At 69.8% G+C, this 14,383-nt stretch carries 14 protein-coding genes; 13 read left to right on the top strand and 1 reads right to left on the bottom strand.

Annotated elements, in window-relative coordinates; all coding sequences use genetic code 11:
• The first annotated feature begins 56 nt into the window (after window positions 1–56).
• From ACFYRU_RS33885 to smc, 10 genes are all read left to right on the top strand, one after another.
• Window positions 57–1,670 (top strand): DAK2 domain-containing protein, encoded by a 1,614-nt coding sequence (locus ACFYRU_RS33885; RefSeq protein WP_387666412.1) that lies wholly within the window; start codon window positions 57–59, stop codon window positions 1,668–1,670.
• Window positions 1,667–3,904, top strand: a complete 2,238-nt coding sequence (recG, locus tag ACFYRU_RS33880) for an ATP-dependent DNA helicase RecG (protein ID WP_387666410.1) — start codon at window positions 1,667–1,669, stop codon at window positions 3,902–3,904. The genes ACFYRU_RS33885 and recG overlap by 4 nt, the downstream gene beginning before the upstream one ends.
• Window positions 3,901–4,461, top strand: a complete 561-nt coding sequence (rsmD, locus tag ACFYRU_RS33875; protein WP_387666407.1) for a 16S rRNA (guanine(966)-N(2))-methyltransferase RsmD — start codon at window positions 3,901–3,903, stop codon at window positions 4,459–4,461. The genes recG and rsmD overlap by 4 nt, the downstream gene beginning before the upstream one ends.
• Window positions 4,454–4,924 (top strand): pantetheine-phosphate adenylyltransferase, encoded by a 471-nt coding sequence (gene coaD, locus ACFYRU_RS33870; protein ID WP_387666404.1) that lies wholly within the window; start codon window positions 4,454–4,456, stop codon window positions 4,922–4,924. The genes rsmD and coaD overlap by 8 nt, the downstream gene beginning before the upstream one ends.
• 128 nt (window positions 4,925–5,052) lie before the next feature.
• Window positions 5,053–5,568 carry a YceD family protein gene (locus ACFYRU_RS33865; RefSeq protein ID WP_387666401.1) on the top strand — a complete coding sequence of 172 codons (516 nt, stop codon included), beginning with the start codon at window positions 5,053–5,055 and terminating at the stop codon, window positions 5,566–5,568.
• A gap of 56 nt (window positions 5,569–5,624) precedes the next feature.
• On the top strand, window positions 5,625–5,816 hold the full coding sequence (rpmF, locus tag ACFYRU_RS33860; RefSeq protein WP_130387616.1) for a 50S ribosomal protein L32: 192 nt from the start codon (window positions 5,625–5,627) through the stop codon (window positions 5,814–5,816).
• Between the two features lie 15 nt (window positions 5,817–5,831).
• On the top strand, window positions 5,832–6,563 hold the full coding sequence (gene rnc / locus ACFYRU_RS33855) for a ribonuclease III (RefSeq protein ID WP_387666397.1): 732 nt from the start codon (window positions 5,832–5,834) through the stop codon (window positions 6,561–6,563).
• Window position 6,564: 1 nt separating this feature from the next.
• Window positions 6,565–7,419 (top strand): bifunctional DNA-formamidopyrimidine glycosylase/DNA-(apurinic or apyrimidinic site) lyase, encoded by an 855-nt coding sequence (mutM, locus tag ACFYRU_RS33850; protein WP_387666395.1) that lies wholly within the window; start codon window positions 6,565–6,567, stop codon window positions 7,417–7,419.
• A gap of 188 nt (window positions 7,420–7,607) precedes the next feature.
• Window positions 7,608–7,763, top strand: coding sequence for a hypothetical protein (locus tag ACFYRU_RS33845; protein WP_238151152.1), 156 nt, complete (start codon window positions 7,608–7,610; stop codon window positions 7,761–7,763).
• Between the two features lie 261 nt (window positions 7,764–8,024).
• Window positions 8,025–11,579 (top strand): chromosome segregation protein SMC, encoded by a 3,555-nt coding sequence (gene smc, locus ACFYRU_RS33840; protein ID WP_387667444.1) that lies wholly within the window; start codon window positions 8,025–8,027, stop codon window positions 11,577–11,579.
• A gap of 10 nt (window positions 11,580–11,589) precedes the next feature.
• Here smc and ACFYRU_RS33835 read toward each other — a convergent pair whose 3' ends face one another.
• The gene (locus ACFYRU_RS33835) at window positions 11,590–11,898 is read right to left on the bottom strand and encodes a nuclear transport factor 2 family protein (RefSeq protein WP_387666392.1); all 309 of its coding nucleotides are present in this window, start codon (window positions 11,896–11,898) and stop codon (window positions 11,590–11,592) included.
• A 118-nt stretch (window positions 11,899–12,016) separates the two neighbouring features.
• Here ACFYRU_RS33835 and ACFYRU_RS33830 point away from each other — a divergent pair, with 118 nt between their 5' ends.
• The 3 genes from ACFYRU_RS33830 to ACFYRU_RS33820 are packed head-to-tail and all read left to right on the top strand — an operon-like array spanning window position 12,017 to window position 14,327.
• On the top strand, window positions 12,017–12,553 hold the full coding sequence (locus tag ACFYRU_RS33830; protein ID WP_387666390.1) for a sigma-70 family RNA polymerase sigma factor: 537 nt from the start codon (window positions 12,017–12,019) through the stop codon (window positions 12,551–12,553).
• Window positions 12,546–13,217: an anti-sigma factor family protein gene (locus ACFYRU_RS33825; protein WP_387666387.1), complete on the top strand. Its 672-nt coding sequence runs from the start codon at window positions 12,546–12,548 to the stop codon at window positions 13,215–13,217. The genes ACFYRU_RS33830 and ACFYRU_RS33825 overlap by 8 nt, the downstream gene beginning before the upstream one ends.
• Before the next feature lie 18 nt (window positions 13,218–13,235).
• A complete protein-coding gene (locus ACFYRU_RS33820) occupies window positions 13,236–14,327 on the top strand; it encodes a threonine aldolase family protein (RefSeq protein WP_387666384.1) in 1,092 nt (363 codons plus the stop codon).
• The last annotated feature ends 56 nt before the right edge of the window (window positions 14,328–14,383 follow it).

Raw genomic sequence — 14,383 nt, 5'->3', positions numbered from 1 at the left:
AACTGGTCGCGGAGGGGACCACCTCCTGTCGTTCGGTACGCGTTAGCCTTCCGGGCGTGGAGGAACTGACGGTTGAGGTGTTGCGGGCGTGGGCTCGGACCGCGTTGGCGGAGTTGGCGCGGGCGCGGACCGGGATCGACGAGCTGAACGTGTACCCGGTGCCGGACGGCGACACCGGGACCAACCTCTACCTGACCTGGGAAGCCGCCTGTGACGCGCTGCCGAAGGGCGAGCTGACCTTCACCGAGGCGATCCAGGCATTCGGCCGTGGTGCCCTGCTCGGCGCCCGCGGGAACTCCGGCGTGATCACCTCGCAGCTGATCCGCGCCTGCGGCCTCCGCCTGGACGAGAACCTCCCGCGGGACCAGGTGAACGGTGTCCTGGCCGACCCGAAGATGAGCGAGGCCGCCGCCTTCGCGGACGCCCTCCGGTTCGCTGCCGACGCCGCGTACGGTGCGGTCGCGCAGCCGGTCGAAGGGACGATGCTGACCGTCGCCCGCGCGGCCGCGACCGGCGCGATGACCGCCGCGAACGAGGGCAAGTCCCTCGCCGACGTCTGCCTCGCCGCGGTCGCCTCCGCCCGCCAGGCGCTCACGAAGACGACCGAACAGCTCGACGTACTCCGCCGCGCGGGCGTCGTCGACGCCGGGGGAGCCGGCCTGGTGGTGATCCTCGGCGCCATGGAGTCCGTCCTCACCGGGCAGCACGTCCGGGTCGAGGTACCTGCCCGCGTGGAGCCCCAGGGTGAAAGCAGTGCAAGCGTCGATGGACCGGCGTACGAGGTGATGTACCTGCTGGACGCGGCCGACGACAAGATCGGGGACTTCCGGCAGAGCCTGGCCGCGCTCGGCGACTCGGTCGTCGTGGTCGGCGGCGACGGGCTGTGGAACGTCCACGTCCACACCGACGACGTCGGCGCCGCGATCGAGCACGGCATCGACATCGGCCGCCCGCACCGGATCCGGGTCACGCACTTCGCCGATCAGGCGCACCAGCACGAGCCGGCCCCGGGCCGGGCCGTGATCGCGATCGTCGCCGGCGACGGACTGGGCGAACTGTTCGCCGAGGCCGGCGCCCGGATCATCCGCGGCGGACCCGGCCGGCGCTGCTCGACCGGTGAACTGCTGCAGGCGATCGAGCAGTCGAAGGCCCCGGAGATCGTGATCCTGCCGAACGACCAGGACTCGATCGCGGTCGCCGAGGCCGCCGCGACCGCGGCCCGCCAGGACGGCATCCGCGTCGCGGTGATCCCGACCCGCGCCCAGGTCCAGGGCCTGGCCGCGGTCGCCGTCCACGACCCGGAGCGCAGCTTCGACGACGACGTCGTACAGCTCTCGGCCGCCGCCGGGCAGACCCGCCACGGCGCGGTCACGATCGCGGTCAAGGACGCCTGGACGATGGCCGGAATGTGCCGGGTCGGTGACGCGCTGGGCGTGGTCGACGGCGACTTCGCGCTGATCACCGACGACCTGGAGCAGGCGACGTACGGCGTGGTCGACCGGCTGCTGGGTGGTGGCGGCGAACTGCTGACGATCGTCACCGGCCGGGACGCGGACCCCGAACTCGCGGCGGCGGTCGAGCGACATGTCCGGCGGCAGCGCAAAGATGTCGACGTGATGGTGTACGACGGAGGGCAGGACAGGTACCCGTTGCTGATCGGGGTGGAATGAGAACCGATACCGACCGTAAGCTCCGCGACTTCCTCGGAGCGAAGACGGCCAAGACGTTCGCCGAGGTGCTCGGGATCGAGACCGTCGGCGAGCTGCTGCGGCACTACCCGCGGCGGTACCTGAAGAAGGGCGAGCTGACGCCGTTCGACGAGCTCGAGGTCGGCGACCAGGCGACCGTCAACGGCCGGGTCAAGAAGGTCAGCGCCCGCACGCTGGACACCAAGCTCGAGATCAAGCCCGAGGACGCCTACAAGTTCCGCAAGAAGCGGACGATCACCAAGGTCGTGGTCACCGACGGCCGCAACGACATCGAGTTGGCGTTCTTCAACCAGCCGTGGCTGCTGGAGAAGCTGAAGCCCGGCACCGCCGCCCTGTTCTGGGGCGAGGTGACGATGTTCCGGACCACCATGCAGCTGAAGAATCCCGGCACCGAGGTGCTCGACACCGACGACCTGACCGAGGCCGAGATCGAGCGCCGGGCCCGGCCGTTCCGGCCGCTCTACCCGGCGACCTCGAAGTTGCCGACCGCAACGATCGAGCGGTCGGTGAAGATCGTGCTGGACGGCCTGGACGACCGGATCGACGACCCGGTGCCGGACCTGATCCTGCGCAACGAGAAGCTGCTCGGGCTCCGCGACGCCCTGCAGAAGGTGCATCTGCCGGACACCGAGAAGGACATCCACGACGCGCAGCAGCGGTTCCGGTTCGAGGAAGCGCTGGTGATGCAGACGATCCTCGCCCAGCGCCGTGCGGTCACCGACGCGCTGAACGCCGTACCGCGGCCGCGGGTCCAGGGCGGCCTGCTCGACGACTTCGACAAGCGGTTGCCGTTCGAGCTGACCGAGGGCCAGGCCGAGGTGGGGGAGGAGATCTTCGCGGATCTCGCCCGCCCGCACCCGATGCACCGGCTGCTGCAGGGTGAGGTCGGCTCCGGCAAGACCGTGGTCGCGCTGCGGGCGATGCTGTCGGTCGTGGACAACGGCGGCCAGGCGGTGTTGCTCGCGCCGACCGAGGTGCTCGCGGTGCAGCACCACAAGACGCTGACGAAGATGCTCGGCGAGCTGGCCGAGCAAGGCATGCTCGGCGGTGCGGAGAACGCGACGAAGATCGGCCTGCTGACCGGTTCGCTGAACGCGGCCTCGCGACGTACGGCGATGCTCGACGCGGCCAGCGGGGCCGCCGGGATCGTCGTCGGCACGCACGCGCTGCTGGAGGACAAGGTGCAGTTCGCGGACCTCGGGCTCGTGGTGGTCGACGAGCAGCACCGGTTCGGGGTCGAGCAGCGGGCGGCGCTGAGCGCGAAGTCCGGTGAGAACACGCCCCACGTACTGGTGATGACCGCGACGCCGATCCCGCGGACGGTCGCGATGACCGTGTTCGGCGACCTCGCGGTGTCGACCCTCACTCAGCTCCCGGCCGGGCGGTCGCCGATCCAGTCGTCGGTCGTACCGGCGAAGGAGCGGCCCGACTGGCTGCAGCGTGCCTGGGCCCGGGTCCGCGAGGAGGTCGGCAAGGGGCACCAGGCGTACGTCGTATGTCCGCGGATCGGCGACGACGTCAAGAACGCGAAGGACGAGGAAGGCGAGCTGCTCGAGACCGACGAGGGCGGCAAGAAGCAGGTGCGTCCGCCGATCTCGGTGGTCCAGGTGGCCGAGGCGCTCGGCGAGATTCTGCACGACCTGCGGGTGGAGATCCTGCACGGGCGGTTGCCGGCCGACGAGAAGGACGCGGTGATGTCGCGGTTCGCGGCCGGCGAGATCGACGTACTGGTCGCGACCACCGTGATCGAGGTCGGCGTCGACGTACCGAACGCGTCGACGATGGTGATCATGGACGCGGACCGGTTCGGGATCTCACAGCTGCACCAGCTGCGCGGGCGGGTCGGGCGCGGCAAGGTCCCTGGGCTGTGCCTGCTGGTCACCGACCTGTGGGCGGGGTCGAAGTCGTACGGGCGGCTCGAGGCGGTCGCGTCCACGACGGACGGGTTCGAGCTGTCCCGGATCGACCTGGAGACCCGGCGGGAGGGCGACGTGCTCGGGGTCGCGCAGTCCGGGCGCCGGTCGAGCCTGAAGCTGCTGAGCGTGCTGCGCGACGAGGACGTGATCCTGAGGGCGCGGCAAGAGGCAACCAGGATCGTCGGCGTCGACCCCGCGCTGTCCGAGTTCCCCACACTGCTCGCCGTGGTCCGGAGCGCCCTGGAGTCGGAGACCACCGAATACCTGGAGAAGACGTGACACGCATCGTCGGGGGAGCGGCCGGGGGGCGGCGGATCGCCGTGCCGCCGGGGAGTGGGACGCGGCCGACCGCCGATCGGGTGCGGGAGGCGTTGTTCTCGTCGCTGGAGTCGGAGTTCGGCAGCTTCGACGGGCTGGCGGTGCTCGACCTGTACGCCGGATCCGGCGCGATCGGGCTGGAGGCGCTGTCCCGGGGCGCCGCGACCGCCGTACTCGTCGAGTCGGACCGGCGGGCGGCCGACGTGATCGCGGCGAACATCAAGGTGGTGGACCTCCCCGGCGCGAAGCTGCTCACCCGACCGGTGGAGAAGGTCACAGCGGGTGACGCCCCGGCGGTGTTCGACCTCGTCTTCGCGGACCCGCCGTACAAGCTGGAGACCGCCGAGCTGCAGGACGTGCTGACCGACCTGGCGGCACGCGGCTGGCTCGCGGACGACGCGGTCGTCGTGGTCGAACGCGGGAAACGCGAGCCGTGGGAGTGGCCGGAGGGGTTCGCCGCGCTGCGGGACCGTAAGTACGGCGAGGCCCGCCTTTGGTACGGTCACCGGCATGGCTAAGGCGGTCTTTCCAGGCACTTTCGACCCGCCCACCGTCGGGCATCTGGACATCGTCACCCGGGCGGCAGCCGCCTTCGACGAGCTGATCGTCGCGACCGGGGTGAACCAGTCGAAGAACCGGCTGTTCGGCCCGCAGGAGCGGATCGAGATGCTCACCGAGCTGGTCGAGCCGTTCCCGAACGTCCGCGTCGGCTCGTTCGACGGCCTGGTGGTCGACTACTGCAAGGCCGAGGGCGCCAGGGTGATCGTCAAAGGGCTCCGCTCGGCCGCCGACTACGACTACGAGCTGCAGATGGCGCAGCTGAACCGGCGGATGACCGGGGTGGACACGCTGTTCTTCCCGACCGCGCCGGAGCACGCGTTCATCTCCTCCAGCTGGGTCAAGGAGATCGCCCGGCTCGGCGGCGACGTCAGCACGTTCGTGACCCCTGCCGTTCACGCTCGGTTACTGAACACGCTCTAGGCTGCCCCGGATTGGGCGGTACGCCGCGGAGTTGGTAGTCTTGACAACCGGTCTCGACGAGACCGAGATCTTGCCTGCCCACGCCTGAAAGGGTTGCCCTGAGCGTCCTGGACCCGCGGTCCCCACTCGTGATCGACACGCACGAGCTGACACGCCGCGCCGGGTCCCAACGCGAAGTCACCTTTACGGCGCCGGCGCCGGCAGATCTCGGAATCGACGTGATCGGCGTTCCCGAAGGCGATCCGATCCAGTTCGATCTACGGCTGGAATCGGTGGTCGAAGGGGTGCTCGTCACCGGAACGGCCCGCGGCCGCCTGGTCGGGGAGTGCGCGCGGTGCCTGGTCGATATCGAGGACGAGTTCCTCGCTGACGTCCAGGAACTGTACGTCTACCCGGAGAGCGACGCCGAGCCGGACGAGGCCAGCCGGATGGAGGGCGATCTGATCGACCTCGAGCCGGTGCTGAGGGACCAGGTGGTGCTCGCACTGCCGTTCCAGCCACTGTGTACGGACGACTGTCCGGGCCTGTGCCCCGAGTGCGGGGTACGCCTGGCGGACGAGCCCGGCCACAAGCACGAGGAACGGATCGACCCCCGCTGGGCCGCCCTCGGCAACCTGCGCGAGCAGGACGAGCAGCACAACTAGATACACCAACCAACCGGCGGGTCCGACCAGCCTGTGAAACCGAGGAGTCCGTAACCGTGGCCGTTCCGAAGCGGAAGATGTCGCGCAGCAACACCCGCAGCCGCCGGGCCCAGTGGAAGACCACTGCCCCGTCGCTGGTGACCTGCGTGAACCCCGCCTGCCGCGCGAAGCACCTGCAGCACACCGTCTGCCCGAACTGCGGCCAGTACGGCGCCAAGGGTGAGCGCCGCCAGGTCGTCGAGAGCTAAACGGCACCAGTCACAGTGAATTCGGTCAACGAAACGGGGCTCTACGCCGAGCTGAACCAGCGGCTCGGCGTATCGCTGGCTGACAATTTGCTGGAGCACGCCTTCACCCACCGCTCGTACGCGTACGAGAACGGTGGGCTGCCGACGAACGAGCGGCTGGAGTTCCTCGGGGACTCCGTGCTCGGCGTCATCGTCACGGAGTCGCTGTTCCGGAACCACCCGGACCTGAGCGAAGGCCGGCTGGCCAAGCTCCGCGCCGCGGTGGTCAACATGCGTGCGCTCGCGGGTGTCGCCCGCGAGCTCAAGCTGGGCAAGTACCTGCGGCTCGGCCGCGGGGAAGAGGCCACCGGTGGTCGGGACAAGTCCTCGATCCTCGCCGACTGTGTCGAGGCGCTGATCGGCGCCGTGTACCTGGACCGCGGCTTCGAGGTCGCGGGCGGGGTGGTGCACCGGCTGTTCGACGACCTGATGGAGTCGTCGGCCCGGCTCGGCGCCGGCCTGGACTGGAAGACCTCGCTGCAGGAGTTGGTCGCCCAGCTCGGCGTCGGCGTCCCGGAGTACGTGATCGCGGAGTCCGGGCCGGACCACGCGAAGACGTTCGAGGCCCGGGTCCGGATCGGGACCGACACCTACGGGCACGGCATCGGCCGGAGCAAGAAGGAAGCCGAGCAGCAGGCCGCCGAGACCGCCTGGAAGGCCCTGCGCGCCGCGCACCCGGACAGCGTGGACCCCTCGCAGCAGCCCTGAGGTGCCTGAGCTTCCTGAGGTAGAAGTGGTGCGGCGGGGGCTGGTGGAGTTTCTCACCGGCCGGACCGTCGACACGGTCGAGGTGCTGCATCCGCGCCCGGTGCGGCGACACGCCGCCGGGCCGGAGGATTTCGTGTCCCGGCTCAAGGGCCAGGTCTTCGCCGAGCCGGCCCGGCGCGGGAAGTACCTGTGGCTGCCGCTCACGTCGGGTGACGCCGTGCTGACGCACCTCGGGATGAGCGGCCAGTTCCGGGTCCAGCCGGTCGGCGCGCCGGACGAGCCGCACCTGCGGGTCCGGTTCCGGTTCTCGGATGGCGGCCAAGAGGTCCGGTTTGTGGACCAGCGGATGTTCGGTGGTCTGTCCTACTCCGAGGGCGGCGCGGAGCTGCCCGCCGAGATCGCGCACATCGCCCGCGACCCGTTCGATCCGCTGTTCGATACCGACGCGGTGGTCGCCAAACTGCGCCGCCGCCGGACCGGACTCAAACGGGCGTTGCTGGACCAGACCGCGGTCAGCGGGATCGGCAACATCTACGCCGACGAGACGTTGTGGCGGGCGAAGTTCCACTACGCCCGGGCCACAGAAACGCTGAAACCCTTACAAATAAAGGGGATCCTCGGTCACGCCCACGACGTGATGGCCGAGGCGCTGACCGTTGGTGGCACCAGCTTCGACGCGCTGTACGTCAACGTGAACGGCGAATCCGGGTACTTCGAGCGCGGCCTGAACGTCTACGGGCAGGAGGGATCACCGTGCCCGCGGGACGGCCGGCCGATCCGTCGCGAGCCGTTCATGAACCGTTCGTCGTACCGGTGCCCGAAATGTCAGCCCGTTCCACGCCAGGTTCGCTGGTGAGCGAGGTATCGTTAACAAATGTGGCCCAGGTTGACCCGTCGGCCCCGCCGGTGTCACCCTGAAAGACGGCACACCTTTTCGGCGCTCCCGCTTGACCAGGACTGAGGAGCGCGACGGCCAGAACCCTTCCGGAGGACAGCACAATGGCCAAGGCTCTTCTAGGGCATCTTGGAGGCACTGACCCGCGCATGCTCGAGCAGGTTCGTCTGCTCAACCGGCGCGTCGCAGATCTGGAGGCGCACGTGATGCGGCTCCAGGCAGAGAACGACCACCTGGTGGCTCAGATCCACGAGGGTCGGCTGCTCACCGTCGACGAGGCACTGCGGACCCCCGCCTCCGTCTGACGCACAGAAGTACATCTTTACCGTCTGCTCACACACGGCGGTGGCCCCCGTCCGGGCCTCCGCCGGTTGTATGTTCACCTGATGTTGTGCCCCCACCGCTTTCGCCGGCCAACTCTGATCGGCTCGGCCTCCGCTGGTTCACGTGGTTCTCTTTGTAGACTGCGAAGCGGAACACCTTCCCCCGGGTAGCGGCAGCGTGACGAACAGCTACGGCGGTTCCTTAGGTACCGTCTGTCCTTTCACGGGTTGGAGACCTTCGCCTTGTACCTGAAGAGCATGACGCTCCGGGGTTTCAAGTCGTTCGCGTCCGCGACGACGATGAACTTCGAACCAGGCATCACCTGCATCGTCGGACCCAACGGCTCCGGCAAGTCGAACGTCGTCGACGCACTGGCCTGGGTGATGGGTGAGCAGGGCGCGAAGTCGCTGCGCGGCGGCAAGATGGAGGACGTCATCTTCGCCGGCACCTCCGGGCGCTCGCCGCTCGGGCGCGCCGAGGTCGTCCTCACCATCGACAACTCCGACGGCGCGCTGCCGATCGAGTACGCCGAGGTGACGATCAGCCGGACGATGTTCCGCAACGGCGGGTCCGACTACCAGATCAACGGCCAGAACTGCCGGCTGCTCGACGTCCAGGAACTGCTCAGCGACTCCGGTATCGGCCGCGAGATGCATGTCATCGTGGGCCAGGGCCAGCTGGACTCGATCCTGCGCGCCACGCCGGAAGGCCGCCGCGGGTTCGTCGAGGAGGCGGCCGGTGTCCTGAAGCACCGCAAGCGCAAGGAAAAGGCGATCCGGAAGCTGGAGGCCACCGAGGGCAACCTGCACCGGCTCGGCGACCTGATCACCGAGATCCGCCGCCAGCTGAAGCCGCTCGGGCGCCAGGCGGAGGTGGCGCGCCGGGCGGTGACGATCCAGGCCGAGGTCCGCGACGGCCGCGCCCGGCTGCTCGCCGACGACATCGTCCAGGCCCAGTCCGCCCTCGAGGCCGAGCTGCGTGACGAGGCCCGGCTGACCGAACGCCGGACCGAGACCGAGGCGAAGCTGCGCGAGGCGCGGGAGCTGGAGGCGGAGCTGGAGGACGCGCTCCGCGAAGACGCTCCGGCGCTGCAGGCCGCCCAGGACACCTGGTACCAGCTGTCCGGCTTCGGCGAGAAGATCAAGGGTACGGCCCGGATCGCCGCGGACCGGATCCGTTCGCTGAACGACGAGGCCGAGGAGCCGCGGCCGGGTCGCGACCCCGAGGAGCTCGAGCTGGAGGCCGCCCGGGTGCGCGAGACCGAGGCGCAGATCGAGGCCGAGGTTGAGGCGCATTCGGAGCTGCTCGCCGAGTCGGTCGAGCGCCGCCAGCAGCTGGAGGCGCAGGAGGCCGAGGAGGAGCGCCGGATCTCCGCGCTGATCCGGGCCGCCGCCGACCGGCGCGAGGGCCTGGCCCGGCTGACCGGCCAGGTGAACGCGCTGCAGAGCCGCGCCGCCGCGGCCGAGTCCGAGATCGGCCGGCTGGCGAACAACCGCCGCGAGGCGGAGGAGCGGGCGGCCAAGGCGCAGCACGACTTCACCGCGCTGGAAACCCAGGTGGCCGGGCTGGACGCCGGCGAGAAGGGCCTCGACGAGGAGTACGAGGGCGCCCAGGCGGTACTGGACGAGCTGGACGAGCGGCTGGCGAAGCTGCGGGCCGAGGAGCGCGACGCCGAGCGTGAGCGCACCGGTCTGGCGGCACGGAAGGAAGCGCTCGAGCTCGGTCTGAACCGCAAGGACGGGGCCGGCGCGCTGCTGGCGGCGTCCGAGCAGATCAACGGCCTGATGGGCTCGGTCGCGGCGCTGCTGAGCGTCCGGCCCGGGTACGAGACGGCCATCGCGGCGGCGCTCGGGGAGGCCGCGGACGCGGTCGCCGTCACCCACACCGATGCGGCCCTGCACGCCGTCGGCCACCTCAAGGAGCACGACCTCGGCCGCGCCGGGATGCTGCTCGGCGACGCCCCGGCCGACGACTACTCGCTGTGGCCGGTGCTGCCATACGGCGCGTCGTACGCCGTGGACGTCGTCGAATGCCCCGAGACGCTCCGGCCCGCGCTGCGCCGGCTGCTGCGCAAGGTCGCGGTCGCGGACGACGTTCCGGCGGCGCGATCGCTGGTGCGGAACCTGCCCGACGTCACGTGTACGACGCGCGCGGGCGACGTCCTGGGAGCGCATTTCGCGTACGGCGGGTCCGACGCGGCGCCGAGCCTGATCGAGGTGCAGTCCGCGGTCGACGAGGCGGCGGAGAAGCTGACCGAGGCGACGGCGCGGAGCGAGCGGCTGCGGTTCGAGTTGCAGGCGATGGAGGACGAACGGGCCCGGCAGAAGGAGTCCGTCGAGATCACGCTGGCCCGGCTGCACGAGTCGGACGCGTCGATGGCGGCGGTGGCCGAGCAGCTCGGGCACTTCGGGTCGCTGGCGAAGGCGTCCCGCGGCGAGGCCGAGCGGATGGCCGAGGCGATCGCGGCGGCCGAGGCCGAGCGCGACAAGAACCTGTCCGGTCTCGCCGAGCTCGAAGAGCGGCTGATGGACGCCGAGGCGTTCGACGAGGAGGGCGACGAGCCGGACACGTCGGAACGCGACCGGCTGGCCGAGGCGGCCAAGGCGGGGCGGGCGGCCGAGATGGAGGCGCGGTTGGCGCTGCGGACCACCGAGGAGCGGGCGCGGGCGCTGTCCGGCCGAGCGGACTCGCTGGAGCGGGCGGCGCGGCAGGAACGGGAGGCACGGGCGCGGTCGATCGCGCGGGCGGCCCGGCGGGCGCGGCAGGCCGAGGCGGCGAACGCCGTACATCTGGCAGCGGGTCACGTGCTGGCGCGGCTGGAGTCCTCGCTGCAGCTGGCGGCCTCCGAGCGGGCGGCCATCCAGGCGCAGCGGGCGGACCGGGAGCAGGCGCTCGCGCAGGCCCGGTCCGCGACCCGGAATCTGAGCTCCGACCTGGAGCAGCTGACCAACACCGTGCACCGGGACGCGCTGGCGCGGGCCGAGCAGAAGATGCGGCTCGAGGCGCTGTACGAGAAGGCGCTGGGCGAGCTCGGTATCGAGGTCGACGCGCTGGTCACGGAGTACGGACCGGACCAGCTGGTGCCTCCGGTGCCGTCAGCAGACGACAGCGAGCCGGGCGAGGGTGAGCCGTTCAACCGTACGAAGGTCGAGAAGCGGCTGAAGCAGGCCGAGCGGGCGCTGAACCAGCTCGGCAAGATCAACCCGCTGGCGCTCGAGGAGTTCGAGGCGATGGAGGAGCGGCACCGCTTCCTGTCCGAGCAGCTCGACGACCTGAAGAAGTCCCGCCGCGACCTGATGGACATCGTCAAGGAGGTCGACGAGCGGGTCGAGCAGGTCTTCACCCAGGCGTACCAGGACGTCGAGATCGCGTTCGAGCACGTCTTCAGCCGGCTGTTCCCCGGCGGCGAGGGCCGGCTGGTGCTGACCGATCCGTCCGACATGCTGACCACCGGCATCGACGTCGAGGCCCGCCCACCGGGCAAGAAGGTCAAGCGCCTGTCGCTGCTGTCCGGTGGTGAGCGCTCGCTGGTGGCCGTCGCCTTCCTGGTCGCCCTGTTCAAGGCCCGCCCGTCGCCGTTCTACATCCTCGACGAGGTGGAGGCTGCCCTCGACGACACCAACCTGGGCCGCCTCCTGGAGATCTACGAGGAACTCCGCGAGAACAGCCAGCTCCTGGTCATCACCCACCAGAAGCGCACCATGGAGGTGGCCGACGCCCTCTACGGCGTCACCATGCGCGGCGACGGCGTCTCCGCAGTAATCTCCCAACGCATCCGCGAACCCGAACCCGTCTAGGCAGTGATGGTCATCGAGGTGAGTTGATCGTCCTGGATGGTGAAGGTGAAGTGGGAGGGGCCGTTGAAGCCTGGCCGCCGACCTGGGTGAGGATGGTGACGGGGTTGCCGGGGGTGCTGATCTCGGTGTTGGTGAACGTGGCTTGTTTGCCGATCAGCTCGTTGGTGCTCCAGGTGCGGATCTGGTCCGGGCCGCGGAACTGGCGGCCCCAGTCGTCGACGTAGCCGTCGGGGGCGAAGGCTGCGACGAAGGCGTCGTTGTCGAGGGCGTCGATGGCGTCCAGGGCGCGCTGGACCGGTGCGGGGATTTCCTGGCTCATGCCGGTGACGATAGTTGAACCGGTCCGGGCGGGCGTACGTGTAGTGGCCGTGGCGGTTACTGATTCGGTCGGTGCTGTCCTGGTGTCGGCGCCTCGTGATCCCGGTATCGTGCGGTCGGTGGGTGACACCCCGGGACGGCGCGACGCCGAGACCCTGATACGCGCGCTGTACGCCGAGCACGGGCGCAGCCTGCTCGCGTACGCGACCCGTTTGACCGGAGACCGGGCCGCGGCCGAGGACGTCGTACAGGAAACCCTGCTGCGGGCGTGGAAGCATGCCGACGACCTGGCCGCCGGGAAGGGGTCGGTACGGGGCTGGCTGCTGACCGTGGCGCGGAACCTGGTCACCGACCGGGCCCGGGCCAGAGCGGCGCGGCCGGCCGAGGTGGCCGACGTACTGGACAGACCACCGGTCGAGGGGGATCACTCCGAGTCCGTGGTGAACACCATGGTGGTGATGGCGGCGCTGGACAAGGTGTCGCCCGAGCACCGTGAAGTACTGGTGCAGCTGTACTACCGCGGCCGGTCCGTGGCAGAAGCTGCGAAGGAGCTGGGCGTGCCGCCCGGTACCGTGAAATCGCGTTCGTACTACGCCCTCCGAGCTCTGCGCACGGTGTTGGCAGAGAAGTCCGAGGAGGAGGTGTCCCATGAGTGAGCACGACCGTACGCAGCTGGGCGCCTATGTCCTGGGTGCGCTGGAGCCGGCTGACATCGCCGAGGTCGAGGAGCACCTGGCCACCTGTGCTGAGTGCAGGGCGGAAGTGGCCGAGCTGGCCGAGCTGAAGGACCTCCTGGGTGAGGTACCGCCGGAGGCCTTCCTGGACGGCGCACCTGAGGGCGGCGACCTCATGCTGCAGCGGACGCTGCGCGAGGTCCGTCCAGAGCCGGTAAGGCCTAGGCGGCGCTCACCCTGGCTGCTGGTTGCGGCTGCGTTCGTACTGGTGGCTGGTGCTCTGGGCGGTGGCGTCGCGCTCGGACGGTCTACGGCGCCGAACGACGACCAGGCGGTCGCGGGGTCCAAGCAGGTGAGCACGGTCGACACCAACACCGGTACACGGATGACAGCGACTGTGGAGCCACGGCCGGGCTGGAGCTGGGTACAAGTCCAGCTGTCCGGTCTCAGGGCTGGTGACCAGTGCGAGATGGTCGTCACGAACAACGAGGGCTACACGTGGATCGCAGGTAGCTGGGAGGTCTCGAAGAAGGCCGCAGAAAACGGCAGTACGTTCGGTGGCGGCGTACTGATCCCGCTGGATGAAGTGCATTCGGTAGAGATCAGAACGGTGCAGGGCAAGCACCTGGTCACAGCCACGATCTGAACAGGAGAAGATGGAGGCGTGGCTACTACCTCCGAGGACCTGCGAGAGCGCCGGAAGAACGCGGCGGACAACTGTGAGCGTTGGCTTTCCAGCCGGCGGCTGCCGGCAGCAGACCGGCTGCGGGAGCTCGCGGAGGCGGCGACAGCCGACCAGGTAGATGTCTACGGCAACGGTGGCGAGGTAGCGGCGCTGGAGCAGGAGGTCGCCGAGCTCCTCGGCAAGCCGGCTGCGGTGTTCCTCCCGACCGGCATCATGGCCCAGCAGGCAGTGCTACGGGTGTACGCCGACCGTGCCGGGACCAGCCGGGTCGCAGTCCACGGACTGGCACACCTCCTGGTCCACGAGCTGAACGCGCTCGAGGAGGTACACCACCTGCGCATCGAGCGGATGACGTCGGAGCCGCGCCAGCCGCGTCCGGACGAGCTGGCTGCGATCCCCGGCAACCTCGCCGCCGTCACGCTGGAGCTTCCGTTGCGCGACGCAGGGTTCGTACTGCCGACGTGGGACGAGCTCGTCGTGTTCTCCAGGTCGTGCGCCGAGCGCGGCGTACCGCTGCACCTCGACGGCGCCCGCCTCTGGGAGAGCACGCCGTACCTCGGCCGCAGCCTCGCCGAGATCGGTGCGCTGGCGTCGACCGTGTACGTGTCGTTCTACAAGATCCTCGGCGGCATCAGCGGTGCCGCCCTCGCCGGACCCGAGGACATGATCGCCGAGGTCCGCCGGTGGCAGCGCCGGCTCGGCGGCAACCTGTTCTCGATGTTCCCGTACGCCGTGTCCGCGCGGAACGGCCTGCGGACCGTGCTGCCGCTGATGGACGACCTGCACGAACGGGCCGTCGAGGTCGCGATGTCCTTGCAGAGCGAGGGTTTCCGGGTCTTCCCGGAGCCGCCGCACACGAACTCGTTCCGGGTCTACGCGCCGCGTGCGGCCGAGTCGATCGAGCGCGCCGCCGTGGAGCGGATGGAGCGGACCCGCGAGTCGTTGTGCGGTCCGTGGACGGCGGCCGACGTACCGGGGTGGTCGTGGGTCGAGCTGGTGATCACGCCGATGACGCTGGATTGGCAGGTCGACGAAATCGCCAAGGCATTCGGGGAACTTCTGCCGCGTTAGGTACGTCAGGTTCTGTGTTGGGTGTGGGGATCCGGGGAGAGAAGTGCTGACATTCG

This window comes from Kribbella sp. NPDC004536, from assembly GCF_042873835.1.
In the GTDB taxonomy this organism is placed as follows: Bacteria; Actinomycetota; Actinomycetes; order Propionibacteriales; family Kribbellaceae; genus Kribbella.
Note: the sequence above shows the minus strand (reverse complement) of the source record. Positions and strands in the feature narration are given on the sequence as shown.

Excerpts from the sequence above, each read along its gene's own strand:
- ACFYRU_RS33845 (WP_238151152.1), top strand. The coding sequence starts at position 7,608 with ATGCTCGAGCAGGTTCGTCTGCTCAACCGGCGCGTCGCAGATCTGGAG.
- ACFYRU_RS33835 (WP_387666392.1), bottom strand. The coding sequence starts at position 11,898 with ATGAGCCAGGAAATCCCCGCACCGGTCCAGCGCGCCCTGGACGCCATC.
- recG (WP_387666410.1), top strand. The coding sequence starts at position 1,667 with ATGAGAACCGATACCGACCGTAAGCTCCGCGACTTCCTCGGAGCGAAG.
- coaD (WP_387666404.1), top strand. The coding sequence starts at position 4,454 with ATGGCTAAGGCGGTCTTTCCAGGCACTTTCGACCCGCCCACCGTCGGG.
- ACFYRU_RS33825 (WP_387666387.1), top strand. The coding sequence starts at position 12,546 with ATGAGTGAGCACGACCGTACGCAGCTGGGCGCCTATGTCCTGGGTGCG.